Origin of the sequence: Leptolyngbya sp. O-77, assembly GCF_001548395.1 — a bacterium.
In the GTDB taxonomy this organism is placed as follows: domain Bacteria; phylum Cyanobacteriota; class Cyanobacteriia; order Elainellales; family Elainellaceae; genus Thermoleptolyngbya.
Map to the genome: position 1 here is coordinate 2,530,406 of NZ_AP017367.1, position 26,381 is coordinate 2,556,786.

Annotated in this window: 22 protein-coding genes and 1 pseudogene; 13 read left to right on the forward strand and 10 right to left on the reverse strand. The window is 56.6% G+C overall.

What is annotated here, in order from left to right; genetic code table 11:
• Positions 1 to 12 precede the first annotated feature (12 nt).
• A complete protein-coding gene (gene priA / locus O77CONTIG1_RS10830; RefSeq protein WP_068510491.1) occupies positions 13 to 2,535 on the reverse strand; it encodes a primosomal protein N' in 2,523 nt (840 codons plus the stop codon).
• Positions 2,536 to 3,540: 1,005 nt separating this feature from the next.
• On the opposite strand from priA, the gene O77CONTIG1_RS10835 reads away from it, so the two are divergent.
• The 3 genes from O77CONTIG1_RS10835 to O77CONTIG1_RS10845 are packed head-to-tail and all read left to right on the forward strand — an operon-like array spanning position 3,541 to position 5,739.
• Positions 3,541 to 4,974, forward strand: a complete 1,434-nt coding sequence (locus O77CONTIG1_RS10835) for an RNA polymerase sigma factor, RpoD/SigA family (protein ID WP_286132655.1) — start codon at positions 3,541 to 3,543, stop codon at positions 4,972 to 4,974.
• Positions 4,962 to 5,474: a GNAT family N-acetyltransferase gene (locus O77CONTIG1_RS10840; protein ID WP_225894744.1), complete on the forward strand. Its 513-nt coding sequence runs from the start codon at positions 4,962 to 4,964 to the stop codon at positions 5,472 to 5,474. The genes O77CONTIG1_RS10835 and O77CONTIG1_RS10840 overlap by 13 nt, the downstream gene beginning before the upstream one ends.
• 52 nt (positions 5,475 to 5,526) lie before the next feature.
• Positions 5,527 to 5,739 carry a glycogen debranching protein gene (locus tag O77CONTIG1_RS10845; RefSeq protein ID WP_068510497.1) on the forward strand — a complete coding sequence of 71 codons (213 nt, stop codon included), beginning with the start codon at positions 5,527 to 5,529 and terminating at the stop codon, positions 5,737 to 5,739.
• Between the two features lie 105 nt (positions 5,740 to 5,844).
• Here the strand turns inward: O77CONTIG1_RS10845 and O77CONTIG1_RS10850 are convergent, their stop codons facing one another.
• Complete coding sequence (locus O77CONTIG1_RS10850; RefSeq protein WP_068510499.1) at positions 5,845 to 6,330, reverse strand: phosphate-starvation-inducible PsiE family protein; 486 nt, start codon at positions 6,328 to 6,330, stop codon at positions 5,845 to 5,847.
• A gap of 661 nt (positions 6,331 to 6,991) precedes the next feature.
• On the opposite strand from O77CONTIG1_RS10850, the pseudogene O77CONTIG1_RS10855 reads away from it, so the two are divergent.
• The 4 genes and pseudogenes from O77CONTIG1_RS10855 to O77CONTIG1_RS10870 all read left to right on the forward strand — a co-directional run bounded on the left by O77CONTIG1_RS10855 (position 6,992) and on the right by O77CONTIG1_RS10870 (position 10,445).
• Positions 6,992 to 8,601: pseudogene (locus O77CONTIG1_RS10855) on the forward strand (NAD(P)H-quinone oxidoreductase subunit 4).
• Between the two features lie 232 nt (positions 8,602 to 8,833).
• Entirely contained in the window at positions 8,834 to 9,547 is a 714-nt protein-coding gene (locus tag O77CONTIG1_RS10860; RefSeq protein ID WP_068510501.1) for a MotA/TolQ/ExbB proton channel family protein, read from the forward strand.
• Between the two features lie 21 nt (positions 9,548 to 9,568).
• The gene (locus O77CONTIG1_RS10865; protein WP_068510503.1) at positions 9,569 to 9,994 is read left to right on the forward strand and encodes an ExbD/TolR family protein; all 426 of its coding nucleotides are present in this window, start codon (positions 9,569 to 9,571) and stop codon (positions 9,992 to 9,994) included.
• 28 nt (positions 9,995 to 10,022) lie between these two features.
• Positions 10,023 to 10,445, forward strand: coding sequence for an ExbD/TolR family protein (locus O77CONTIG1_RS10870; RefSeq protein WP_068510505.1), 423 nt, complete (start codon positions 10,023 to 10,025; stop codon positions 10,443 to 10,445).
• A 16-nt stretch (positions 10,446 to 10,461) separates the two neighbouring features.
• Here O77CONTIG1_RS10870 and O77CONTIG1_RS10875 read toward each other — a convergent pair whose 3' ends face one another.
• Positions 10,462 to 11,142: an alpha/beta hydrolase gene (locus O77CONTIG1_RS10875; RefSeq protein WP_068510508.1), complete on the reverse strand. Its 681-nt coding sequence runs from the start codon at positions 11,140 to 11,142 to the stop codon at positions 10,462 to 10,464.
• 38 nt (positions 11,143 to 11,180) lie between these two features.
• Positions 11,181 to 11,804 (reverse strand): alpha/beta hydrolase, encoded by a 624-nt coding sequence (locus tag O77CONTIG1_RS10880; protein WP_068510510.1) that lies wholly within the window; start codon positions 11,802 to 11,804, stop codon positions 11,181 to 11,183.
• Positions 11,805 to 12,119: 315 nt separating this feature from the next.
• On the opposite strand from O77CONTIG1_RS10880, the gene O77CONTIG1_RS10885 reads away from it, so the two are divergent.
• The 4 genes from O77CONTIG1_RS10885 (at position 12,120) to mgtE (ending at position 16,141) form a co-directional block, all read left to right on the forward strand.
• Complete coding sequence (locus tag O77CONTIG1_RS10885) at positions 12,120 to 12,929, forward strand: PhzF family phenazine biosynthesis protein (RefSeq protein ID WP_068510512.1); 810 nt, start codon at positions 12,120 to 12,122, stop codon at positions 12,927 to 12,929.
• Between the two features lie 753 nt (positions 12,930 to 13,682).
• On the forward strand, positions 13,683 to 13,862 hold the full coding sequence (locus O77CONTIG1_RS10890; RefSeq protein ID WP_156435153.1) for a hypothetical protein: 180 nt from the start codon (positions 13,683 to 13,685) through the stop codon (positions 13,860 to 13,862).
• A gap of 134 nt (positions 13,863 to 13,996) precedes the next feature.
• Positions 13,997 to 14,323 carry a hypothetical protein gene (locus O77CONTIG1_RS25505; protein WP_068510516.1) on the forward strand — a complete coding sequence of 109 codons (327 nt, stop codon included), beginning with the start codon at positions 13,997 to 13,999 and terminating at the stop codon, positions 14,321 to 14,323.
• 441 nt (positions 14,324 to 14,764) lie between these two features.
• Positions 14,765 to 16,141, forward strand: coding sequence for a magnesium transporter (gene mgtE / locus O77CONTIG1_RS10900; RefSeq protein ID WP_068510518.1), 1,377 nt, complete (start codon positions 14,765 to 14,767; stop codon positions 16,139 to 16,141).
• 112 nt (positions 16,142 to 16,253) lie between these two features.
• On the opposite strand, the gene O77CONTIG1_RS10905 is transcribed toward mgtE, so the two are convergent.
• The 5 genes from O77CONTIG1_RS10905 to O77CONTIG1_RS10920 form a co-directional block, all read right to left on the reverse strand.
• Complete coding sequence (locus tag O77CONTIG1_RS10905) at positions 16,254 to 18,461, reverse strand: HAD-IC family P-type ATPase (protein WP_068510521.1); 2,208 nt, start codon at positions 18,459 to 18,461, stop codon at positions 16,254 to 16,256.
• Positions 18,462 to 18,498: 37 nt separating this feature from the next.
• A complete protein-coding gene (locus O77CONTIG1_RS10910) occupies positions 18,499 to 19,158 on the reverse strand; it encodes an HMA2 domain-containing protein (RefSeq protein WP_068510523.1) in 660 nt (219 codons plus the stop codon).
• A gap of 168 nt (positions 19,159 to 19,326) precedes the next feature.
• The gene (locus O77CONTIG1_RS23495; RefSeq protein WP_084782513.1) at positions 19,327 to 19,485 is read right to left on the reverse strand and encodes a DUF454 family protein; all 159 of its coding nucleotides are present in this window, start codon (positions 19,483 to 19,485) and stop codon (positions 19,327 to 19,329) included.
• A gap of 123 nt (positions 19,486 to 19,608) precedes the next feature.
• Positions 19,609 to 22,380 carry a heavy metal translocating P-type ATPase gene (locus tag O77CONTIG1_RS10915; RefSeq protein WP_068510526.1) on the reverse strand — a complete coding sequence of 924 codons (2,772 nt, stop codon included), beginning with the start codon at positions 22,378 to 22,380 and terminating at the stop codon, positions 19,609 to 19,611.
• A gap of 62 nt (positions 22,381 to 22,442) precedes the next feature.
• Positions 22,443 to 22,793, reverse strand: coding sequence for a hypothetical protein (locus tag O77CONTIG1_RS10920; protein WP_068510528.1), 351 nt, complete (start codon positions 22,791 to 22,793; stop codon positions 22,443 to 22,445).
• Between the two features lie 208 nt (positions 22,794 to 23,001).
• Between O77CONTIG1_RS10920 and O77CONTIG1_RS10925 the strand changes: the two genes are divergently transcribed.
• Positions 23,002 to 24,012: a DUF6929 family protein gene (locus O77CONTIG1_RS10925; RefSeq protein ID WP_156435155.1), complete on the forward strand. Its 1,011-nt coding sequence runs from the start codon at positions 23,002 to 23,004 to the stop codon at positions 24,010 to 24,012.
• 57 nt (positions 24,013 to 24,069) lie between these two features.
• On the opposite strand, the gene O77CONTIG1_RS10930 is transcribed toward O77CONTIG1_RS10925, so the two are convergent.
• Positions 24,070 to 25,446 carry a DUF2252 domain-containing protein gene (locus tag O77CONTIG1_RS10930; protein ID WP_068510532.1) on the reverse strand — a complete coding sequence of 459 codons (1,377 nt, stop codon included), beginning with the start codon at positions 25,444 to 25,446 and terminating at the stop codon, positions 24,070 to 24,072.
• Positions 25,447 to 25,633: 187 nt separating this feature from the next.
• On the opposite strand from O77CONTIG1_RS10930, the gene O77CONTIG1_RS10935 reads away from it, so the two are divergent.
• A complete protein-coding gene (locus tag O77CONTIG1_RS10935; RefSeq protein ID WP_068510534.1) occupies positions 25,634 to 26,335 on the forward strand; it encodes an MgtC/SapB family protein in 702 nt (233 codons plus the stop codon).
• Positions 26,336 to 26,381 lie beyond the last annotated feature (46 nt).

The window sequence follows — 26,381 nt, forward strand, 5'->3', positions numbered from 1 at the left end:
GCTCCAGCCCGATCACATCAAATTCAGCGGATCGACATCAATCGTCAAGCTGACACTCGTCGGGACGTGCGATCGCAGCGCTTTGAGCATTTCCCGCTCTGCATCCGAAAAGGTGTCGGCTTTCAGCAAAATCTGCCAGCGGTAGCGGTTGGCCACGCGGGCGATCGCCGCTGGGGCCGGCCCCAGCAATTCCGCCTGGGGAATCTGCCGAGCGAGTTGCGCCGCCAGGGTTTCTGCGGTGCGCTTGACGGCGGCATTATCCAGACCGCTAAGCCGCAGCAACACCAGTGACCGATAGGGCGGATAGCCCAAGCTCTGGCGGTGGGCCAGCTCTTGCTCGGCAAAGGGTTCGTACTGCTGTCCCTGCACGGCCTGAATCACCGGATGCTCTGGCGAGTAGGTCTGCACGATCACCCGCCCCGGTTCGCGGCCACGCCCTGCCCGCCCCGCCACCTGAAGCAGCATTTGAAACGCCCGCTCGCTGGCGCGGTAGTCTGCCAGGTGCAGCAGCCCGTCTGCCGCCACCACACCCACCAGCGTCACCTGGGGCAGATCGATGCCTTTGGTCAGCATTTGCGTCCCCACTAGCAAATCCGCCTCGCCTTGAGCAAAGCGGGTGAGGAGGGCCCGATGGCTGCCTTTGGCGCGGGTGGTGTCGCTGTCAAACCGCAGGCAGCGCAGGTCGGGCAGTTCGCGGGCGAGTTCCTGTACGACGCGCTGAGAGCCGCTGCCAAAGTGTTTCAGGTAGGGCGATTCGCACGCCGGGCAGCGATCGGGGTGGGTTTGCCCATAGCCGCAATAGTGGCATCGCAACGATTCATAGCCTTCTGCCTGCACCTGGTGATAGGTCAGCGAGATGTCGCAGTGGGGGCAGGTCATGACGTGGCCGCAACTCCGGCAGGAGACAAAGGTGCTGTGCCCCCGCCGATGGATGAATAAAATGCCCTGTCGTCGCTGCGATCGCAGTTCTATGAGCGCCTCTTGGAGCGATCGGCTAAAGATCGATCGGTTGCCCTGCTGAAGCTCGCGGCGCATGTCTACCACCTCGATGGGAGGCATCGGACGGGCGTGGATGCGCTGGGGAAGCGAGAGGGTGAGCAGGGCAGTGGGAGAGGGAATGGAAGCGCGGGCGGCCCAGGTGTCGAGGGCGGGGGTGGCAGAGCCGAGGAGCAGAGGGCAGTTGACCTGCTGGGCCCGCCACTGGGCGACCGTGCGGGCATGATAGCAAGGAGCGGGCTGGTCTTGCTTGAAGGTGGAGTCGTGTTCTTCGTCGAGGACGATCAGCCCCAAGTGGGGCAGCGGCGCAAAGACAGCAGAGCGCGTGCCGATGACGATTTGCGGCTCACCGCTGAGCATTTGTCGCCAAGTGTCGTAGCGTTCGCCGTCGGACAGGGCGCTGTGATAGACTCGCACGGCTTCGCCAAACCGCGCCCGAAAGCGATCCGTCAGTTGAGGCGTTAGCCCAATTTCGGGCACCAGCACTAGGGCAGACTGGCTGCGGGCCAGCACTGGGGCGATCGCCCTCGCATAGACTTCCGTCTTGCCCGACCCGGTGACACCATGCAGCAAGACGGGCTGAAACTGCTGGAGTGCCGTGATAGCCGCCAGTACCTTTGCTTGGTCTGGGGTCAGTTCTGCGGGGCCTGCGCCAACCCCCGCGACTGCCCCGCCCGCTTCCGCCCTCAGCACCTCTCGCGGCTGGATTTCCACCCACCCTTTTTGAGCCAGCCCCTTAACCACCGAGGAACTAACCTGGCAGCGTTGCAGCAGGTCTTGGAGCCACAGCTCGCCGCTGCTGCGCTTCAGCACCTCCACCACCTCTCGCTGGCGGGGGCTGAGGTCTGCGCCATCTGGATGCACCAGCGTTACTGCCTGCCGCAGTTTAGGACGCACGGGCGCAGGCGGCTCTAGATAGCTCTCCACCCAGCCCCGCGCCAGCAGTTCTTGCAGCCCAGCCCGCGCCCCCTTCACCTGCCGCTGCAAAAACTGCCAGGTATAGTCGCCCGATTTCTGAGCCTGGAGCTTGCTTAAAAGCTGCTGCGCTGCGGGATGAAAACAGTTAGGCGCCTCCGGCAGCGCGGCCCGATTCAAACGAATCCGACGCTGCGATCGCCCCAGCAGACCTGGCGGCAGCGCCGTCCGCACCACCTGAATCAGCGGCGTGCAGTAGTACTGCGCGACTCGTTGCAGCAGTTCCCAATACCCCGCTGGAAAAAAGCTGCGGCAGACGACCTCTTCTATCGGCCGAATTGCTGCTGCGTCTAAGCTGGCCGGAAGCTCAGTTACCAGGCGAATGGCGATCGCCCCCAGTTGCCGCCCGCCAAAGGGCACGCTCAAAATATCTCCAGGCGCAACCGCTATCCCTGGCGGCAGTCGATAGGTATAGAGTTCCTGCGCCCCCGGACAATCGACCAGCGCCTCGACCCAGCGGGCATCACCCTCCGCCGGTCGATAGGCAGCCCTTCCTTCCGCCACACTAGGGGCTGCCTGTCGCGGGTCGAGCGACTCTAGAGGATTTGCAAACGTTGGAAGCATGGAAACCGGAAATGCGGCGGGGTCTGACCAGGGGAATAGACGCTGTGTTCAAATGCTTTTCTCACTATAGAGCCTCTATTTGCCAGGTCTACCTAAAACCGAGAGGAGCCGCCTTCGCCCACTACAGCTGTCACTTTGGGGCAGATTCTATCGCTTGCGAGTCCACCCAGTCCATGAAAACCGAGTTTTTAAGTCTTGAAATTCCGCCTTTTTCTGGAAAAAATCTGGAAATTCTGGATAAAAACATGGCTTAGATCTGCCCAGATCGATCTAGATCGATCTGGGCAGATCTAGATCGATCTAGATCGGTTTTAGATCAATAAGCGCTTTGATCGATTTGATTTGTAACAAAATAATGAGTGCCAGACACCTCACTCGGAGTTGATGATCTGCGCTCAGATTTGTTGCTCAGAGGAGCGATGATCGACCCTAAATTTGCTCAAACGATCGCCCTGAAAGGCCTGGCGATCGCCGACAGTTAGAGATTCGATTGCCCAGCCGAAACCAAAAGCCTCCTTGAGTTAGCTTTTAGTGGACAAGTTGGAAGTGAAATGTTAAAAATGTCTTGCAAATTGACAGGAACTTAGGATATAAACCTGGACAAATCCCAAGTTTTAGATCAACATTATCGAAATGATCTCTCCTAATTTTTCGATTGAGGGATCTAAAGGTTAGAGAGCGGCTTCTCAGAACGGCCGCTCGTGAAGTCTTTTCTCTGATTCAGGGCAGGGTGAACCGCTAGATTTTTCGCGATCAATACCTCCGATGGGGGACTCGATCTAGAGGTCAATCTAACCAAAATAATCGCGCCGCTCAGCTCCCCCGCGTTGACCAGACCAGACCTGAAAGAAGACCTTGGAATGGTTAGAATACAGACTTTTCAGCACAATCACTCCTCGTGTGAAGCTAGATTCTGTTGAACTCCCCCAGGAAACACAACGCTCATTTGAGAACCCGCACCCCAAAAACCACCCAATCACTCAAGTCGTTAGGATGAATCCCTCTATGGCAGCGCTATTTGACCCAAATTCTAAGCAGACGATCGACAGTGTCGCGATGGGATTAACTCGCGTCATAGAACTGGAAACCTGTCGAGACATGGGTGGGTTCAGTCCGATCGAGATTCGAGTTCCGGCTCGCGAATCGCAGACGGGCGATCGCCGAGAAGACGATCAGCCCAGCAATTTTCTGATCAACGTCTCTCGTCCGGAAACGGCTGGACGCTTGGATGGAGAAATCCTGTCAAAGCTGCTGGAGGTGTCTGCACCCGATGAGGAAGATGCTACCGATCAAGAGACGGATTTAGACATTACGCCTGAGTCCGATCTAGACGCAGCCTTTCTGAGTGAGTTTTCTGATATCGAATCGTCAGAAGATGAGAGCGGCGATGATCTGGCCACGGATGATGAAGATATATTTGAACCGGACGTACATCGAGAATTTGATGAAGAATTAACAGCGGTCTACGCGCCTGGATACCGGAAGACCAACTCTGACGATGCGGTGGGCGCATTCTTTAAAGAAATGGCTCGCTATCCGCTGCTGAAGCCTAGCGAAGAAATCGAGCTGGCCCGCCAGGTGAAGTTCCTTGCTGAAGTGGAAGCGGTGCGCGATCGCCTCAAGACCTCGCTCCAGCGCACCCCCACCAAGTCCGAAGTGGCCCAGGAGTTCGGCCTGAGCGATCGCCAGCTCGACCATCGGATGCACCGCAGCCGCACCGCCAAGCGCAAGATGATTCGCTCTAACCTGCGGCTCGTCGTCTCTATTGCCAAGCGCTACCTGAATCGCGGTGTGCCGTTCCTGGATCTGATTCAGGAAGGCGCACTGGGGCTAAACCGCGCCACCGAAAAGTTTGACCCCGACAAGGGCTACAAATTCTCGACCTACGCCTACTGGTGGATTCGCCAGGGCATCACCCGCACCATCGCCAACGATGCCCGCACGATTCGCCTGCCCATTCACATCGTCGAAAAGCTGAACAAGCTGAAAAAAGCGCACCGAGAGCTGCGTCGCGACCTCAACCGCAACCCCACCGAAGCCGAGCTAGCCGCCGCGCTGGATATTCCCGTCGATCAGCTCCGCAACTTGCAGCAAGTCCGACGGCGATCGCTCTCCCTCAACCACCGCGTCGGCAAGGGCGAAGACACTGAGCTGATGGAGCTCCTCGAAGACAGCAGCACCCAGTCGCCCGAAGCCAAGATGAACGAAACCATGCTGCGTCAGGAAATCTACACGGTGCTGTCGGATGTGCTGTCCGAGCGCGAGAGGGAAATCATCTCCCTACGCTATGGACTGCTGACGGGCGAAACCCACACCCTGGAAGAAGTCGGCATCTTGTTTGACCTGTCGCGGGAGCGCGTCCGCCAGATTCAGACCAAAGCCATGCGGAAACTGCGTCGTCCCCAAGTAGCGGCCCGGCTGAAGGGATGGCTCCGGTAATGTTCAACATCCGCCTCGCCACGCCCGCCGATGCGCCCGCTGTGTTTGAACTCATTCTGGCGCTGGCAGAATACGAAAAGCTGACCCATGAGGTGGTCGGCAACGTAGACCTGCTGGCTGAGCATCTAGGCGGTGACCGCCCGCTTGTGGAAGCGCTGCTGGCGGAGGTCAATCAGCAAACCGTCGGCTTTGCGCTGTTTTTCAGCAATTACTCCACATTTCTGACCCAGCCCGGAATTTATCTGGAAGATCTGTTCGTGCGACCTGAGCATCGCGGTCAGGGCATTGGCAAAGCGCTCCTGTCTACTCTGGCAAAACTGGCCCTAGAGCGGGACTGTGGGCGGCTGGAATGGAACGTGCTGGACTGGAACGAACCCGCGATCGCCTTTTATGAGCGCATGGGAGCCAAGATCCTGCCGGACTGGCGCACCTGCCGGGTTACAGGCGGGGCGATCGCCCAACTCGCCAACCTGGGCCAATCTCCCTCGTTTCCTCTTTAATATCTATATCTCCCCTTCGCTCAATCCTGCATTCAACACAGAGGGTTCCATCATGGCGAAAACAATTTGGGTCAACGAGCAAATCGATCCCTCCGGTCTGGTCTACACCTGCATCGCCTGCTGCGACCAAACCCAGGCGCAAGAATGTCACAGCTCTTTTGAAAGCAACCTCACGCCAGAGCAAAAAGCCTCCGGCTGGATCGCCCGCATCCGCACCGTAGACACCTGGGAAGACGTGCCCGTCAACGCGCTCAAGCTGGATTAGCCCCAAATTCGGGCAATCCAAAATCGAAAATCCAAAATTGCGAATCGAGACGGGTCTCTATAATGCGAATCGAGACGGGTCTCTATAAATTGCTGCGATCTGCCGCTAGCGTTCGCCCGTATGGTTGCCAGATCGCACGATCAGATAGCTAATCGCCAGCGCAAAAATGGCTGCCCCCAGACCGATGAGGTCTAGCCCGCCGGCCTGCTTGGAATCAAAAATAATGATTTTCCTCGCCACCGCAGTTAGCGAGGTGACGATTACCAGCTCCAACTGAACCCGCGCCGTCTGCTTTTCCAGGTAGGCGGTGATGTTTTCCAGCACCTCCAGCGCAATCAGCACATTCAGAAACAGCCCAAAAATCTCGATCAGCGTCGTGGTAAAGAAGCCGTAGGGCGGATTCGATAGCTCCGTTGCCAGGAATCGGGCCAAGTCGGCGATCGCCACCACCAGCACCACAATCATCGCCAGCGATAGCAGCTTGGCAATTAGCACCTCAAACCCCTTCAGAAAGCCCAAAAAGCTTTCATCGCTGAGGTTCTTAGCCGTTCGTCGCGTTAGCGATCGGAGAAAATTTCGGAACGTCGCCATAAGCAGGTGAAGGATAAAATTCCGGGGACAGAAGCGAGCCAGAGCATCAAGCCCGCAAAAGTGCTAGAAGCTGCCGATAGCCCTCAAAGCAGGATTCCAGTCCAAGTTTCACCATCCTGAACAGCGCGAATCAACTAAACGGGCCAACCCAAGGGGGTCAGCAGTGGGAAAATTGTCCCGAAACTGTAAAGATTTCGTTACAAACTGCAAAGCCGCGCCATCATATTGAGTGGACTCGTTAGCAATCAAGCAAACTCACGCTAGAGCAGGTCTGGTTTCCATGCAAAACCGTGCAAAAGTCCAGATTTCGTTACAAACAAGGGTGAATATTTACCAAACTTAACAATCTTGGGCTATCCTAGATAGGTAGGCATAAATTCTTAGCAACTTCAATATCGACCTCATGATATCAGCTTGGTCTGTAGAGGAGAAGGTGACTGGAGCCACGAAGAGTCGTAAGCTGCACGCCCCAAGAGGATGGTCATTCATAATCCCCAAAAGCTGGGTTAAACGGATGGCTGCCCTTCTCTGCCTCTCACTTCAGAATTGGGCATCCCATTTCACAGGCTAAGCGCGGGCTACGACTGGTTCACGCCGGACTCTTTAAATCCCTTCCTGTAGCTCGAAATCCCTTCATACCGCAGTCTTTGGGTAAGCTCCCATGATGAGTACTCAATTTCCTTGGCTGACCGCTCTTATCCTGTTTCCGCTGGTCGCGTCCTTGCCGATTCCGCTCCTACCCAACAAGTCCGGCAAGACCGTCCGCTGGTACTCTCTCAGCGTTGGATTAGCTGAGTTTTCGCTGATGATCTACGCCTTCTGGAAGCACTACGACCTCCAGAACTCTGCTTATCAACTGGTCGAAGATTACAACTGGATTCCCCAGATCGGGCTGCACTGGTCACTTGCGGTCGATGGGCTGTCGATGCCGCTGGTGCTGCTGTCGGGACTGGTGACCACGCTGGCGATCCTTGCCTCCTGGCAAATCAAGGACAAGCCGCGCCTGTTCTATGTGCTGATGCTGGTGATGTATAGCGCTCAGATCGGCGTGTTCACTGCTCAAGATGCCCTGCTGTTCTTCTTCATGTGGGAACTGGAGTTAGTGCCTGTCTACCTGCTGATCGCCAACTGGGGCGGCCCGCGACGGATGTACGCCGCCACAAAGTTCATTCTCTACACGGCGGCCGGCTCGATCTTCATTCTGGTTGCAGCCCTGGCGATGGCTTTCTACGGCGGTGACTTTACCTTCAACCTAGCGGAGTTGGGTCTAAAGGATTACTCTCTGAGCTTTGAGCTGCTCATGTACGGGGCGCTGCTGGTAGCCTTTGGCATGAAGCTGCCGATCTTCCCCGCTGCATACTTGGCTGCCGGGATGCCCACAGCGAAGCGCCAGCACCCGTATCGATGGTGCTGGCTGGCGTGCTGCTAAAGATGGCAGGCTACGCGCTGATCCGCTTCAATATCGAAATGTTGCCCAATGCCCATGCCTACTTTGCGCCGATTTTGGCGGTGCTGGGTGTGGTCAACATTATCTATGCCTCACTGACGGCGTTTGCTCAGAACAACCTGAAGCGGCGGATGGCATATTCTTCGATCGCCCACATGGGATTTGTGCTGATTGGGATTGCCGCCTTTACTGACCTGGGTATGAGCGGCGCACTGCTGCAAATGGTGTCGCACGGGCTGATCGCGGCGGCGCTGTTCTTCCTGTCGGGTGTGACCTATGAGCGGACGCATACGCTAATGATGGACAAGCTGGGTGGTATGGCCAAGCAGATGCCGACGACCTTCGCGCTGTTCACGGCTGGTTCGATGGCCTCGCTGGCGCTGCCAGGCATGAGCGGCTTTGTGGGCGAACTGACAATTTTCCTGGGATTCTCCAGCAGCGAAGCCTACAGCCCTGCCTTTAAGGCCGTGATTGTGATGCTGGCGGCGGTGGGCGTGATTTTGTCGCCGATTTACCTGCTGTCGATGCTGCGGGCTGTGTTTTATGGCGCTGAAAGCAAGGACTTGGCTGGGATTATGCTGACGGATGCGAAGCCTAGAGAAGCGTTTATCGCGCTGTGCCTGTTGGTGCCGATTATCGGGATTGGCGTGTATCCCAAGCTGGCGACCCAGACCTACGACGCAAAAACGGTGGCAGTTGTCTCCCAGGCGCGGCAGGTGTTACCGATGGTGGCCCAGCAGCCCTGGCTGGATCTGAAGGTGCCCTTTGCTGCGCCGATGATCGTGGGCACAGAAGCGAAAGATTTGGCGGCTGCGATGAAGTAGCGGCGGCTGACAAGTTTCATCCAGGGGCGATCGCCCTCGATCATACCTGGGTGATGCGATCGAAGCGAATGGCTAGGAGGGAGGTGACTCCCTCTTTTTTTGTTTTTATTCTGTGTCTAGCGACCACTTAACCATTTGATAATGAGTCATGTAGGTTCCCTTAACCAGGGGATCTGGAGAGTTCGAGTATTCTGACAGAGAGCGGGATAAATCTGACCTGAAGGCAAGTGAGATGGCAGCGCTGATTGACTTGGTAATGAAAGGTGGCCCCGTGATGATCCCGATTGTGGGATTTTCGGTGGCGACGGTTGCCTGTGGGCTGGAGCGAGCCTGGTATTGGTATCGGCTGCTGACGCAGGAAAATCAGGTGGTGCAGGATGTGCTAGAAGCCGCCCGCCACGATTTATCTGAAGCCGAGGCGATCGCCGAGCAATCTCAGGATGTTCCGATTGGGCGCTTTCTACTAGCTCCGCTGCGGCTGCGGCAGCCCTCACCCGAAACCTTTCGGCTGGCAATGGAGGCGGCGGGCGATCGCGAGTTTGCCGAAATGCGGAAAGGCGACAAGCTGCTGGAAACAACAATTGCCGTGTCGCCACTGCTGGGTCTGTTGGGCACAGTAACAGGACTGATCAACACGTTTAACAACCTGAACATCGGCGGGGGCGGCGGCGAAGGCACCTCGGCTCAGGCGACCCGTGCAGCGGCGGGGATTGGGGAAGCGCTGATTACGACGGCGGCGGGGATGGTGGTTGCAATTATGGCGCTGCTGGTGTTTCGGCTGCTGGTGTCGCTGCAAGCACGCCAAATGGACTATTTCTCGGCGGCGGGCAGTGAGCTAGAGCTAATCTATCGCCAGTTTTGGGATGAGTCAGAACTGGAAGATGAGGAGGCACTGGAGGCGATCGCCCCTAGCGGTCGCAACCCCCTTGGCATTGAGCGACGCTAGGACAGGGCAGCGAGGGCAACTATGCGGTTCAAACAGCGCTCCTACGGCACACCACCACCCATCAACCTCACGCCCATGCTCAACGTGATGATGGGCATCCTGGCGTTTTTCGTCATGATTACCATGCTGCTTTCCGAAGAGCAGGGCGTTTCCATCATCCTGCCGCCCGGAGACAACACGCCGCAACCCACCGAGCCAGAGGAGCCGCCAGAGCCAATGCTAGTCACGCTGACGGCTCAGCGACAGTTACTCATCGAGGGTGAACCTGTCCCTGGAAACCAGTGGCAGGGGCCCGTGCAGGTCTACTTGCGGGCAAACCCTAAGGGATTCGTGATTTTACAAGCCGATCGCCGCTTGCCCTACGAGCAGGTCGTGCAAACCCTGGCGGAGATGAAGCAAGTTGGGGGCGATCGCATTTCGCTGTCGATTGATCCACCGAGTCCTTAGGAGACTTGGATTGAAAAGGGAGGGGCTGGTGAAGTTTAGAAGTCAGCAAAACCAACTGCCAGAAGTTGATCTGGTGCCAATGATGGACGTGCTGATGAGCGTCCTGACGTTTTTCATCATCATTTCTATGACGCTAACTGGGCAGCAGGTGATGAACATTGCCCCACCCGAAGCTCAAGGCGGGCGCGATCCAGCTCTGTCAGACAGTGGCAAAAAAGTGCCAACCCTGATTGTCGGACTCAATGCTCAGCGGCAGATCGTGATGAATAATGTGCCTGCCCCTGAAGCTCAAGTGATTACTAGCGTTCAAGATTTTTTGGTAAAAAATCCCACAGGCATTGTGATCCTCAAAGCCGACAGGAGTCTGACTTATAACGACGTAGCCAACGTGCTGGAACTTTTGCGGGATACTGGGGGCGATCGCATCTCGCTAAGCGTCAGCAGCAGCTAATTAATGCTAATCAACGCTAATTGCAATTCATCATCGCCGAACCACCTACGCCGCGCGGATAGTTGCCACCGCCACCTGCTGCATTTCGCTCACAGTCGCAAAACAGCCCCGGTAGCCACTCTTCTAAGCCCCTCGCAATGCCCTCAATCGTTCCGCCGGAACCCGACATCAGGTTTTGCACATCCCGCGCCGTCCGCATCAGCCCTAGCCCGTCGATATGCAGCTCCTGCGTAGGGTAGTTTTCCAAAATTTCCAACATCGAAACTCGGTTATCATCCGCCGCCGACAGCACCACTGCTGCCCGCATCGCTTGCAGGCTGGCCTCCTGGCTGTTGGGACTGATGATTTGCCCCAACTGATATAGCCCAAACTCACCCGGCAGCGAGTTCAGGATTTGATCAGCAAACTCCAGCGGCAAGGGCACGTCCTGAGTGAGGAGCGATTGCACAGTAGACGGCTTCACACCCGCCGTATTCAGATACCAGCGCAGCTTGCGAGACGGCTGCCCCGTTTCTGCAAGCGTCTGAAACTCTGTAATGGAAAACGAACGGCTGAGTGGGCCAAAGTTAACCACTACAGACTCAGCAGCGCTAGCGGGCGCAGTAGCCCCAAGTACGCCCACTCCCAGCATCAGGGCAAAACCTGCAAAAGCCCTCTGAACTGCATTCGACCCCCGCACCCGATCCAGGCGTGACATCCAAGCCATCATCCAACGCTCCTAAAGTTTGTCAAACGCTACTGACCTAGGCGTGGTAGCCTTCTAGCAGCTTGCCGACCAACGGGGGCAGGGTCTGCGGCCGCATCACAGTCACAAATCTGATTTTGCACGCTGCCTCGAATCAGATCAAAAAATGGCCCAAACCGCTCGACCAGAGAGGCTACCTCGTTGTAGGTCTGCTGTAAGCCGCGCACGTCTACTTGCACCTCGTCTTCGGGGTACTTTTTCAAGACTTCTAGCAGAGAAATCCGGTTGTCGTCTTGATAGGAGGCGATGAGCGCGTCTCGTAGGGGCTGGGACGAGCTGCGACGGCTGCGGCTTTCGGTTCTCAAGACCTGCTCCAATCGCGACAGCACAAACTCACCCGTTCTGCCCCGTAGGGCTTGGCGAAACAGGCGATCGCTCACTTCCACTTCATGGGTCAGCGCTCGGCGGGCCTGGGTTTGCACTTCGGGACTGACCCCCAAAAACTCGCTGAGTTGGTCAGTGGCAATCCCCGTGCGAGCATAGATTTCCAGAACAGAAATGGGCACCCGCACCCGGGTTTGGTCAAAGATCAAGACGACGCGCCTGGCTGCATGAGCAGGATTGGCGGTGGCCAGTGAAGCCAGCGCAACGCTGAGACCGAGCAGCAGGCGCATGCCCCAGCGGTGAAGCGGTGACGGGCGCTTGGAATGTGAAGCATGAGGATAAAACTGCATAGCGGCTGTGATGAATGTCGCGTGGACGATCGCGATTGCTCTCGCGGTTTCTCTGACGATCGCACGACGGTCTATGTTTCAGCAAACTCCGGTAGGATGATAGCGGCAATTCTAAGCGATTCAAAATAGCGCTGTGAAAAGTAACACAGTAACCCTAATCTAGTGAAAATGTGAAACATGGCACTGCGAATCACACTGCATAATCTTACTCGCTAACTGCCGCCAATTGACTAACCTTTTGCGGGGGACGTTTGTATGGGACTGTCTATCATCCAGGTCGATGCTTTTACCTCGGTGCCCTTTGCCGGAAATCCGGCTGCGGTGTGTGTGTTGTCTGCGCCCCACTCAGACGAGTGGATGCAGGCGGTGGCCCGCGAGATGAACCTGTCGGAAACGGCATTTTTGCTGCCAGAGACAGATGGCTATCGGCTGCGCTGGTTTACGCCTGCGGTGGAAGTGGCGCTGTGCGGTCATGCCACACTGGCCAGCGCCCATGTGCTGTGGAGCGAGGGGCATTTGGCACCGGGGGCGATCGCCCGATTTTACACCCTCAGCGGTCGGCTCACTGCCACTCAGCAGGGCGACTGGATTGAGCTAGATTTTCCGGCAACGCGGTGTACCCCCATCGACCCACCAGCGGGTCTGCTGGATGCGCTGGGCTTAGAACCAGGAACACAGGCGATCGCCGTGAGCAAAAACCAGTTTGATTATCTAGTCGAGGTCGCCTCTCTAGAGATTGTGCGTCAGCTTGCGCCGGATTTTACTCGCCTGCGGACATTGCCCGTGCGCGGCGTAATCGTCACAAGTCGCGCCGAAGTAGACTCCGAGTATGACTTTATCTCACGCTTTTTTGCCCCCGGCTCTGGTGTGGATGAAGACCCGGTGACGGGTTCCGCCCACTGCGCCCTAGCTCCCTACTGGGGCGATCGCCTGAGTAAGGATACGTTTCTTGCCTATCAGGCTTCGGCACGGGGTGGCGTGGTGAAGGCTCGGCTGGCGGGCGATCGGGTGTTTTTGGGTGGGCAAGCAGTGACCGTGCTGCGGGGTGAGTTGGTTCAGAGTTAGCAGTCAGCCCACAGGAATTGGGAGCTAATTTACTTCGATTTACGAACGGCAGCTAAATATCCTTCCGATCCTTTGATTCAATGAGGTGTTAGAAGCTGCGCTGTTCCGATGGCATTTCCAATGAATAACCTAATGCCTCAATTGCTTCTCTCTCAAATTGAGAACTTCTAATCTCGTCCAAATTAGCTGACATTATTGGTTGACACAAAAAGATTTTCAAAGCCATAGTTGCAAATGGCGATGAGAACATCGCAACTCAGGTATTGAATCACAATTCTTTCATTTTTTAAGGAGACCTTCAATGGAGGCTTCTGGCAGTAGTTGCTTTTTTGCAACACTTCAGGAAACCACTCTGTCTGACAAAGACGCTGACCCTCACCCTGCGCGTGGTCTGGGGGCGATTAGTTTGGTGAATCTGCCCAAGGTGACTCTAGCTTAGAGTCCTAGGTTCATCTCCTGATCGCCACTGGGCACGGCGATTGTACTGATAAAGGAGATGAACGATGCAAAGCTTGTGTAGTTTTCCCATTGGCTAGGCTGCAAGGCCTGAACAGACGCTGAGCCTCATGCTCAAGCAGTCCGTTCTGCAGCACTGATGGGTATCTGCCTGACCGAGGTGTTGGCGATCGCGCTGGGGCACGTATTGATGGCTGCCTACGAACAGGCCGTGGCAGAAGGTGTCCAGCAGTTTTTCTCAAAAGTCTGAACGTCATTTGAACCTAGCTAATTTACTTGATCCGGGAGGTGAGTCCAATGTTCGTGCTGTTTGAATTCGTTCTCGATCACGTTGATGATGTGCTGGCAATTGTGTGCGGGCAGTTTCTCAAGGTGCTGTTTGGTCGCTGGATCGATGGCTGGATAAAGCGTTCTGCTACTCGCAAGGCTGTCCCGGATGAACAGCCCGGTGAACTTTGCCTGCTGCCTTCGGTCTGATTTGTTTGACCACCAAGATACAGATTCACCACAGAGACACAGAGGGCACTGAGGGATTGCTCTGTGTTCTCAGTGCCTCTGTGGTGAAAATTTCCTAACAAACTAAGCGACACATCCACACAAAGGAGGCAATCATGAAAAAAACGCAACTCCAACAATTTGCCGGCCCGATCGCCCGCTATCGGGGTGTCAAAGACCCATTCAGCGTGGAATTTAACGCGCATCTCCAGTCTTTTGCCCATCGGGTGTCCCTGTTGGCTTGCCTGCATACGGGGGGAAAACTTCAAACTCAGGATCTCTATCGGCAATTGCTGAACCTTTGGGACGAGTTGCAGCCCTATCTGTCTTTGGTGGCTGATGGCGATCAAAGCCCAGTGCTGGAGCAAGATGCTTTGGATACTCGATTGCCCTTGAAGGACACTGCGGGCGATCGCCTTTCCTCCGCGCTGGATGGCGATTAAAAAAGGGCAGCATGGCGACCCAATCCTCGCGACTCCGTATCCAACTGGGCAGAGCCTTGAGGCAGCGTTATCGCAGCAAGCGACTGGCATTTTCTCTCTATCGCGCTCTGGCAAACCGTGAACCTATGAAAGCTCGTCAAGAGATTTTGCTAGCCCTGGCCCGGAATGCAGAACGTGCAGCAGCAGCCGATGCCATTCGCTTACTGCGCTTAAATCTGCCTGTACCTACAGAAAACACATTTGTCCAACGGCTCTGGCAGCAGTGTCTACTATGTTGCGGTCTGCGGATGACTTTGCTGTGGTTGGCATGGCAAGAGAAGCAGGTGAGTTGTCAATGTCTTCAGGTGTTTAGAATTCGCCAATAGTGAATGTTTCTATTCCAGAAGTGATTCCAGGAATGATTCAAGACCGGATTCAACTGTCAACGAGGGGAGATTTATCATGACGCAAAACACGTTCAAAGAACTACTGAACCAGCCGAAGGGGTTGGGTGCGGCTAAGCTAACGGCTAATCAGCTGAGCGTACCGGAGCTAGTGCGATCGCTGCTAGAGATTGACCTACCCCAGCGGGTTCTAGCGTTTCGGCTGCTGGATAAGGATAAGGCGATCGCCGTTTTTGAAATGCTCAGTCCCGATGGGCAGGCTGACCTGATTCGGCAGATGTCTGATCCGGAAATTTTGCCGATTTTAGAAGCCCTTGAACCCGAACAGCGGGTTCGTCTGTTTGAAGAGTTACCTGCCAAGGTCACCAAGCGCCTCCTTACCCAGCTCAGACCCACCTCCCGTGAGGCAGTCGATTTGCTGCTGGGCTATCCCGAAGGAAGTGCTGGGCGGCGGATGAGCTTGCGCTATCTGGCCGTGCGAGAAGGTTCAAAAGTTAGCGCAGTTCTGGCCTCCGTGCGAGAATCCCAGCTTGGAGATGATGACCTGGATTTGGTGTTTATGATTGACCAGCAGGGGGTTTATCGAGGCTTTGTCCGCACCGTGCGCCTGATCAAAGCCAACCCAGAACTGCTGATTGAGCAGTTGGCGGACGGACGGGATATTGCCATCAGCGCTACTTCGCCCGAAATGCAGGCGGCGCGTTTGCTCAAAGATTACGACCTGCCTGCTATTCCAGTGCTAGACAGCGAGGGACGGCTTGTCGGCGATCTGACCTTTGACGATGTAATTGACGTAATCGAAGAGGAAGCGTCGAGCGCGGCCCTGGCCCAAGCAGGGGTCGGGGGACTGCTAACCCGTGACCAGGCCTGGAGTGAAAAGTTGGTTCGCGGGCCAATTCGCTATGCGGTTCAGCTTCGGATTTTGTGTTTGATCATCACGCTAATTGGCGGCATGGTGGTTGGGGGGGTGATTCAAAACTTCGAGGAAATTTTGGAAGCCGTTGTTGTGGTGGCAATTTTTATTCCGGTGGTAATGGACATGGGCGGAAATGTGGGAACCCAATCTACGACGGTGTTTGCCCGTGGGCTGGCCTGGAGCCATATCGATATTCGGCATTACGGAAGTTACTTATTTCGGGAATTCCGCATTGGCGCAATCATGGGCGCAATCTTGGGGACGGTTGGGGGGGCGATCGCCTATTTCTGGCAGGGTGCCCCTAACGGCGTGCCTCAGCTTGGGCTGGCCGTTGGGCTGTCCCTTTTTGCGGTGATTACGTTAGCTGCCGTTTTGGGGGCGCTGCTACCCTGGCTGCTTCTCAGGTTGGGCTTTGATCACGGCCCGGCTGCCGACCCGTTCATTACAACCATCAAGGACTTTACGGGACTACTGCTTTACTTTTACCTGGTTTCTGTGCTGCTGGGCATTGAAACCTGAGGGAGGCTTGTCGCAACTGGGCGGGGTGTGGACATCATGCAGAAAGCACCCCTCCAAGCTCACGGGTTGCCCTAGACCAGATCTCCAGGCGGAAATCTACTGCTGATTACCCCTAGTTCTCCGTCCAAAACGGGCGGAGGGCATTAAACAGGGCCAGCAGGTTGGCAGTGTTATTAATTGCTACCACCAGCACCGGATCGAGCAGCAGCAGAACGCCGAGGGTGGTAGCTGTGAGGTTGGGTAGGGTAATCAGGGCGATATTTTGCTTCACAATAGCGATCGCCTCATCGGCTAGCTCAAAGGCAGTCACCAGAGCAGTGAGACGGCCCTGGGGCAAGGTCAAGTCAGCAATGTCTTGAATAGGATAATAAGAATGATGGGTGCTGACGGCCACATCGGCATAGCGCAGAGCGGGATAGTCATCCATCCCTTCCCCTGCGTAGATTACCGTGTGGCCAGCGGCTTGCAGTTGACAGACAAACTCTTTTTTATCCTGGGGGCTGAGTTCGGAGCGAATGTAGTCGGGGGAAAGCCCCACTTGGGCACCGATCGCCGCCGCCAGTTGGGGGGCCCCGCCCGTGACCATGTACACGGTCATCCCCCGCTGTTTCAGACCGGCGATCGCCGCCTCGGCCTCTGGCCGCACCTGGGCACAGCAGACAATCTGCCCCAGAAAGCGACCCTCCTGCGCTGCATAGACATACCAGTAGCCGTGGTGTTGTCCATCCTGGCTACCTGCTGGCCCGTCAAATTCTTCAGGAAAGAACACGCCTGCCTGTTGCAGATAGTTGCGGCTACCCACCACCACCCGTTGCCCATCAATCTGAGCGGAGACACCCAGCCCAGGGCCTTGTCTTGGGTAGCAGGCTTCGCTCTGAGGTAGCGTTAAGCCGAGGGCATTGGCTTCTGCCACGATGGCGCAGGCCACAGGGTGCTGCCACTCGGTTTGGTCGCACTGCTCGGCAGCCGCAGCTAAAGCCAGCAGGCCGTGGACTGGGTCGGCGATTGAATTAGGCAGGAGAGATTCGGTTCCAGGGGCAATACGCACTTCAACGACCGATAGATCGGACTCGGTCAGCGTGCCCGTGCGGGCAAAAACAACCGTATCTGCCGCTGCCAGAGTCTCAAATACCCGACCCGAGCGCACGTCAATTTGCAATCGTTGCGCCCGCTTCATCATGGCCAGGATAGCGGTGGGGGTAGACAGGTGAATACCCGTGATCAAATCGAGCTGGAGGATCGCCAATGCTCGCTCCAGGTTTTGAGTGAGCAGATAGATGCCCACAGAGATAGCGAGCGTGGGAAGGACTAGGGTCTGTCCAACGGCTTTGGCATAGTCACTCAGTTCTGTTTGCTGGAAGGGAGCGGCCTCAGCTAGCTCCAGTTCTTGACCGTACTGGGTTTCCGTCCCCAGTGCTTCCACCTCTATGACCAGTTCTCCGTCTAGGAGGGTGCTACCATAGAGAATCCGCTCGCCAGCGCTCCGGGGCAGGGGGGCGGGTTCGCCAGTCAGGGTGCTGAGATCGAGCCAGGCTTCTCCGGCGAGAATGCGGCCGTCGGCGGGGCTGGTGTCTCCCGCTTGCAGAAAGACGCGATCGCCCGGTTTCAGCTCCCCGATTGCAATCTCCTGGAGTTGTCTCTCCTGCTGAATCCGCACCCGGTCAATGGGGGGAATGAGATCGGTCGTTGGAACCGCAGTCGAAGCAGAAGTCGCCTCTTTCAGCACGTCGGCCACCTGCGCCAACACCAGATCCAGGTTAGGAGCTACAAAGTCGCCCGTGAACCCATAAAAAAGGGTCCAGGTGGATTCGAGCAATTCTTCATCGAAGCGACCCCGGATCAGGCTTTGGCGGGTGCGGTCTAGCAGCGGCACAGCGGCAGCCAAGGTCACGCCGCCCAGCAGCCAAGGAGACAGGGACCACTCTAGGGGCGTGATGAGTAGCGCTAAAGTCAGTCCCAGAGTCGGCAGGGCCATCCGCTGCAACAGTTCTAAATCCAGAGGGTCGGCGGCGGGAAAGAGAGATTGATCCGCGATTCTGGGCGCAGGTTGATCCAGCGCAAAGGACTGCAAGAAGTCCCGCAGGCGATCGCACACCTCCGTCACCCCCAGCCCCGGTTCATGCTCAATCACCACAGACTGGGCCCAGGGGTTGACGCGGACATGAGAAACGCCGGGGTATTGGGAAAGCTGCGATCGCACCTCCGCTCCTCCATCGACCGCCCACCGCAGCGCCGCTAGCCGCAGCCGCAGCCGCCCTCGGAGTTGGTGAACTACCTGGATAGTGCAGGGATTAGTGGGGCTTGCCGTCGGGGTTGCCATGTCGATTCTCACTCAGCACTTTTCGGTGCTGCGTTGGTCAATCAGGGTTGCTGGGCTTGGCGGTCGGATTGGTCTCTGAAAGCGGATGCTCTGAAAGCGGACGAAAAGTGCCGGAATCTGCCTCGTAGCACCAGGCGACCCCCTCTGGATCTTGTTCCTGGCTCCAGTCCTTAAAGGTCGGCTGCTGCCGTCGAGGCGTGATGCACTGGGAGGAAACCCCCAACCGTTCGGCCAAATCTCGCTGGGTGAGCGGCTCTGGCGAAGCGGCGGTCGGCTGCTCTTCAGGGGTCAAGTCGGTTGAGTTGGTTGAATTGGCTGACCCGGCTGAATTAGTGGGTCGATCTGGCTGCGGGGCAGGTGGGGCGGTTGGTAGGGACGATGTCGGGTCGGAGCGCTGGGCGATGAGCGCTGAAGCCTGTTCTAGAGTGGGTTCGGGGGCAGGGCGCGACCATCCTTCGAGTAAATCTAGGATTTTCGGTGGCACGGGATCAGCCGAGGGGCGATCGCGAAAGTGAATAATCACCGAGCAAGCCGCCCGATTAATCCGCACAGCCGCAACGCCCTTCACGGCCCCTAGTTTTGCCTGGAGGGTCGTCGCCATGGCCTCATCGTTGCGGAGGCGCGGCACCTGAATCCGCAGCCGCTTTGAGGTCTGATGCACAACCGCATACGCTAGGTCAGGGGTAGAAGGAGCCATAGGGGGTTCAATGGCAGCGCTGCACGGATTAAACAACGCTTTCCAGGTTATTTGTGGCTGGTTGCTCGAACGTGCTAATGCCAGCGTAGCTGATCAAAGTCCTGTGGGGTGGTCGTTATGGCTACGCCCAACAGCACCTTACAGCATGATTGATGGATACCCACTCACTTAATGATCATGGGCCAACTTAAAGCATAGGGCCGAGAGCAAAAAGAAAGGCGTAGCAGGAAGCCCCGGCAAAATGACACCCACAACTCCCACCACGAAGCTCACAACCCCTGCCGTGTAGAGAGCCACCTTTCGCAGATTATTAAGAGCAATGTCCATCGTTCAACCTCCAGCAGATAGACGACAAATGTACAGTGTTTAATTCAGCCTCAAGAAGTGCCTACTTTCTCCGATTCCGATTCAGCCAAAGTCCTTCTGTCTGCGACCTGTGACCTTGCCAGCCTACCCACTCGCCGCCAGAGCCGCTGCGACCCGATGACCAGGACGGCTAGTTGCTCCCCGCTCCTGACCTGGGCGAAAGGGCAGGGTATCAGCCAGCACGGGATGAAAGACTTGCTCTGTCTGCGAGTAGCGCCACGCCACCCGACCTGGGTCGCGGGTGCGGCTCCACTGGGCAAAAGTTGACTGTCGCTTGCGGCGAGAAAGAGTTTGAGGGGAAACCCCTAGCCGCGCTGCCAGATCTTTTTGGATCAGGGACTCTAGGGTGTCCGCAGGTTGAGGAACTTGGACAGAAGGCGCGATCGCCCCCAGGGGTCTAGCCTGAACGGCTCGGTTGTCGGAGCTTGCCTGCGGGTTTGCAGGAGTGCAGGATGCAGCAGCAGGGCGATCGCGCTCTGCATCCTCCGCGTCATCCAGCGGTTCTGCTGCGGCAGCCGACGACCGGATCGACCTGATCGCCGAGGATCTGGCGGGCGGCTGGAGCCAGTCAGGCAGCCCCGTCGGCCCCAGCAGCGGGCGCAAACCGTTCAGCTCCGCCAGAATTGCAGAGCCGTTGTTAATCAAAATTGCCAGGACTGGATTGATGACCAGGAACACCCCCGCCAGCACAGCGCCTACGTTAGGCAAAATGACCAGGGCAATGTTCTGGTTCACAATGTCCATTGCCTGCTGAGCGATCGCAATGGCAGTTTCCAGCTGAGTCAGGTTATCCTCCATCAGCACCACATCTGCTGTCTCTCGCGCAATGCCACTAGCTCCCGCAAAAGAAATCGAAACATCAGCGTAGGCTAGCGCAGCAGAGTCGTTGATGTCGTCGCCGCAGAAGGCGACGGTCTTGCCGCTGTCGTGGAGCGCTTTGACCACCTCCACCTTGCGCTCCGGAAACGATTCGGCGTAGACCCGCTCGGGGGGAATGCCCAGGCTGTGGGACACTGCCCGCACCACTCGCGCCTCGTCACCGCTCAGCACATACACCTCGATGCCCTGAGCGTGGAGCGCCTGAACTACAGCCGAACTCTCCGCCCGAATCGGGTCACTATAGAGAATGACCCCTGCCAAAGTATTCTCCAGTGCTACATACACCAACGAGTGGGGGCCGTCCTCAAGATTGGGGTAGCGGTGGTGCAACTCGTCCAGGTCGATGCCTCGATGAACCATGAGTCGGCGGCTGCCCACCCAAACTTGCCGCCCTCGAATCTGGGCCTCAACGCCCAACCCCACGTGATATTCCCATTCGTCGCAAGGCTGTAGAGACACTCCTTGCTCCTTCGCCTGACGGATAATTGCTTCGGCTACAGGGTGGGTGAGTCCCTGCTCAGCGCTGGCCGCTAAGCTCAACACCTCACGACTCGATAGTTCCGGTAGCAGAACATGAATCTCAGTGACTCTGGCTCGCCCTTCTGTCAGAGTGCCTGTTTTGTCAAAGACGATGGCATCGACTTCTGCCAACTGCTCGATTGTTCGACCCGTGCGAATTAGCACGCCATTGCGGGCCCCATAGGTCAGGGCTGAGAGGATCGTGGTGGGTACCGAAATCCGAATGCCTGTGCCCACATCCAGGGTCAAAATCGAAATAGCTCGGCTCACGTCACCGCTGACCGTGCCCACTATTGCTGAGGCCAGCAAGGTTGGCAGCACAAGCTGGTTAGCTACCTTGGTCGCAAAGTTAGATGCCCGCGTATCGTACACCGGGGCCTCTTTCATCAGGCTGGCAATCACTCCAGCCCGCGTCTCTACGCCGATGCGCTCTGCCTGGATACACAGATGCCCATCCACCAAAATCGTCGATGCAAAGACATCTTCCCCAGGGGCGCGGGCAATAGGGATAGATTCGCCTGTGAGCTTGCACTGATCTACTAAGCCAGAGCCGCGTAGCACCGTGCCATCAACTGGAATTTGGTCGCCAGGGTAGACCACGACGCGATCGCCCACCACCACCTGGTCGATTGGGAGTTTCACTTCCTGTCCGTCCCGCTCAACGAGGGTCTCCGTACCCAGACAACTAAGCAGATCGAGGGAGGCCCGTTCACTGCTGCGAGCAGTGATATCACGAATAGCCTCGCCCCCCTCCACCATGCCCAGCATCAGCGCTGGCGCAAAAAAGTTGCCTTCCAGCGTGTGCAGGGTAATCGCCAGCGCATCCAGCAGGTCGATAGCCAGCTCACCATGCTTGAAGAGGGCAGTTATGGCGCGATCGTAGACTGGGCGCGTCGCTGCCAAGATAATGCCGCCCACCACCAGCCCAGGCAAGGGCACGCCCACCATGGCCCCAAACCCCAGCAGCAACCCCGCTGCTGGCAAACCCAGACGAGCCAATAAGTCTACGCTCTGCGGTTCCGATGCCGGAGCTTTTCTGAGTGCCTGGGGATCTTCTAAATCGACTAAATCGACCTGATGCGCCTGCTGAATTGCCCTGAAGAGGTGGCGCTCTGTCTCCAACTGCTCGGCCCGGTCGATTCCCCTGACATACTCTACAATCAACGACTGGGCCAAAGGTTGACAGCGAACTGACTCCACACCCTCAAGGCGCTTGACCAGGTAACACAGCACCTGACCATAGTCTTCATCCACCTTCAACCGAGGAATGCGTACCCTAATCCGATGAGCCGTGCGGTGCACTACCTCATAGTGAATCAGGGGATTGATCTGGAATCCCGAAGCCGTATCCTCTTCGGGGCCAATGTCTACCTTTCGACAGTCCTCAGAACTAGGGATAACCGCAACGGAGCCTTTGATTTCGCAGGGCAAATGCCCCGATCTACTGCCAAAACCCATCGTTACCCTTTCGGTGAGCAATTTTCTAGTCCAAAAAGCACATAGAATTCGGACGAAGCTAGCTATTCTGCCTCGACATTGATTGAGCGAGGCGTAAAGGCTTCAGATTCTTCCTGGGCACGCTTCAGGTCTCTGGCTTCGCGTGCTTCTGCCAGCAAATCGTTAAAGGACTCCTGAGCTTCCGCAATCCCTGATTGCACATTGTCCACTAGGTCAATTCCCCAGACTAAGGCATCCTTGGTGGCTTGACGGGCTGAGGTCTTCACAGAGTCGCCAAACTTGCTGAGTCGTTCATCCTCTTTTAAAGCATCGCCCAAGACATCTACGAGTGGAGCCAGCAAAATCGCCCCCGCGCCGATCGCAATAGCCGTCACGGGTTCAAGACCGAGGAGCAACGATTCAAGTTCAAACATGGCAACAAAAGAAGGTAAATTTCGACTACAGAGACTCTTGCGAACTATCGGTCAGCTATTTGCAAATCGACTTCTTGAGCCAATTACGGCAATTTATGCATAGCTTACACAATCCTCTTCTGGTTGCAAGTCTTGCACTTGACATTCTCAGCTATAAAAGGTGCATTCCTTCCGAAATAATTTGCTAGTGACCAGGAGCCATTGACCCTTGAGTAAGCCATTTGTGCCCTTGATTCGCATTCTGCGAGATTCGGATTTGCGGGCGACCGTAGTGCGGAGCCTGCCGCTGTTCTATCGGGAAGGCGCAAATCCAGAGCTTGATCGCCCTCTGCATGTGCGGGCAGGCTCTAGCTTGAGTTGGTTTGGCGATCGCCTAGCGCTGGTGCAGGATGATGCCAACTTTCTAGTGCTGATTGACCCCCAGAGTTTTGCGGTCGAAGCCATTCCACTGTCGCCTGGGGAAGGGGGGCTGCGCCAGTTTGACGATCAGCGCGGCAATAAACGGTTCAAGCTAGATCTGGAAGCCTGCACCACGGTTCCCACACCGGATGGAGAAATCTTCCTGGCGTTTGGATCAGGCTCAACAGCCCGACGAGAACAGATCTTGATGGTGCCTGGGTCAGATCCCGATCGGTTTACGCTGCAACCTGCGGGGGCGCTTTATGCTCATCTGCGAGACTGCACCGCGTTTTCTGGGAGTGAGCTAAATCTGGAGGGTGCAGTTTTTCAGGCAGATTACATTCGGCTATTCAACCGGGGCAACGGCGCACCCCAAAATACGCTGCAAGATACGCGGCTGCCCGTTAATGCAACGGGTGATTTGGAGTGGGACGCGCTTGCATCTTATCTGGAGACTCCGGAGCATTGCCAGCTGCCTGCGTTGCAAAATATCTGCCAGTATGATTTGGGTCAGCTAGACGGGCTGGCGCTGACGTTTACGGATGCCACCGTTACGCCGAGGGGTATCTTATTTTCAGCCACCGCCGAAGACTCGCCCGATGCTACCCGCGATGGCGTGGTCAGCGGTTCGGCAATCGGGATTTTGGGCGATCGCCCCCGCTGGGTTGAACTCCGCACGCCCGATGGAGCCTTGTTTTTAGGTAAGGTAGAAGGACTTTGCCCAATGCCAGATACCCATCGGCTATGGGTTGTTGTGGATGCTGATGATCCGACGTGGCCCTGTGAACTGTGCCAGGTTGAACTGGAGGGCGACTGGTAGACGGGCGAGCTTTCCTGACTTGAATTGCCTGTATTTCTTATTTTAGCCGTTGCACACCTAACCTGGTATTGCCTCAATGTGGCCCGACTGCACGGCTTCCACCAGCTTTTGGTAGTCCTGTTCTACCTGGTAGGCATAGGCCACAGCAAAATCCGTCACTGCTTGATCAAAGGCATTGCTTTCGCCCAGGTAGCCGCTAATCATGGCCGGATCTCCGGTGCGGGCATGGGCCCGGGCCAGGGCAGCGCCACAGATCTCGGCATAGTCTTCCAGGCTGCGGGCCGACATGCCCTTGAGCTTGATGGCGGTTTTCATATCTTTCAGTTGTCGGAAGTAAAAATCATGTCCTTCGACGTTTGTCGTCCAGCCGAGGAAGAGATCGCTGGCCGCCTGCATTAGCCGCTGCCCGCTGACGATGCGCTGTCCTTCGTGGGGATAGGGACTCTTGCCTGCGTAGGGTTCCAGCACCGAGGGACGGGCTTCTTTGTATTGCAGCAGCAGCGGATCGTCATTGTCATCTAGCAGCAGCGCCACGCCGCAATGCGTCCCCACGCTGCCCACGCCCACCACTTTTAGGGCTACATCGACCAGACGATAGCGATCGAGTAGGAACTGGCGATCGACCTGAAGCGTATCTCGGTATTGCTCAAACAAAAGGCTGATTTGCTCAAAATATTCGGCTTGATGGGGCAGGTGATAAATCAGCGGCGGATTGTCGATAAAACGGCGCTGTCCGTCCACAACTTCGGTCAACTGCACAACCGCCCGATCCAGGGTACGGTTAAAAGCCCGGGTGGTCATTTTTTCCCAATGTCTGCGGGTAGCCTCGTCGGGCGCGTGTTTGATCAGCACCTTGGCATCCAGACGGGCGTACCACACGTCCAGGGTTCGCATCTGGCTAAAATGGGCGATCGCCAATCGATAGGCTTGAACGGCTGCCAGCGCTGCTTCCGAACTGTCCTGATCTGACAATTGCAAGTCTCGACCAGCCAAAATAAAGCTGGTGGTCAGCCGTTTGACATCCCATTCCCACGGAGCCATCAGGGTTTCATCAAAATCATTCACGTCAAAGATCAGGTTGCGTTCGGGGGTGGCAAATCCGCCAAAGTTCAGCAAGTGGCAATCGCCGCAGGCCTGCACCGGAATGCCCGTGGTCGGCGTAGTGGCTAGATCTGCCGCCATGATGATGGCGCTGCCGCGCATGAAGGTAAACGGAGACTGCATCATCCGCCAATGGCGAATGGGAATCAAATTGGGGATGCGCTGCTGGTTGGATTTTGCCAGCAATTCCAGCGGGTCAGGGCGATCGCCCTGCGGATGCCAGTCTCGATGGGCAGAGCGCGGCACAGTTTGGCGCAGGGACTTTCCAGCAGCCTGGCGATCGCCTCGCGATTTGGGCGTGCCGTCGCTATGCAGAGAAGCAGGATCATCCATAACGCAAACGCAAAAGAATGGGGCACTGCCCTTATGCTAATTAAAGTTCTGTAATACGGATAGCCTGCTCCCAAACAGGTGTAGATTCGCGCAGCGAGGGGCGATCGCCCTCCAGCCCATGAGCGCGGTTGAGAAACTGAGCAGTTCACGCCTGAGCAGTCCACTGACGAGATGAGGGGCATAGAGCATGACCTGGACAGAGTTTGTCGTTCGGCTAGCCATTGCGTTTCTACTCGGTTCGGCGCTGGGGCTAGAGCGCCAGTGGCGGCAACGCATGGCCGGGCTGCGAACCAATACCCTCGTGGCCACCGGAGCGGCGCTGTTTGTGATGCTGTCTGTGCTAACGCCGGGAGATTCCAGCCCCACTCGCGTTGCGGCTCAGGTCGTGTCTGGGATTGGCTTTTTGGGGGGCGGCGTGATTTTGCGGGAGGGCCTGACGGTGCGCGGGCTGAACACGGCGGCGACGCTTTGGTGTGCGGCGGCAATTGGCTCCCTGTCGGGCGCGGGACTCTTGCCTCATGCAGCGATGGGCACGGCTGCGGTGCTAGTAGCCAACTTGTTGCTGCGTCCTCTGGGATATCGCATCAATCAGCAGCCCCTTAAAGGGACAGAACTGGAACTGTGCTATCGCTGTGAGGTGGTCTGCCGCGCTCAGGACGAAGCCCATGTGCGGGCGCTGCTGCTCCAGGCAGTCGCTAGTGGAAAACTGCGGTTGCGATCGCTCTACAGCGAAGATCTGGAAGATAAGCCCGATCGCGTCAGTATCGAAGCCGAACTCGTGACGCAAGAACGCAACGATGCGTTTATAGAACAAGTCGTCAGCCGCCTGAGCTTGGAGCCGGGGGTAATTGCCACTCGCTGGCGCATTATTGAACAGGAGTTTGGCTAACTGAGTCAGAATCGGGTTTAGAGAAGATTAGCCAACGATTAGCCAA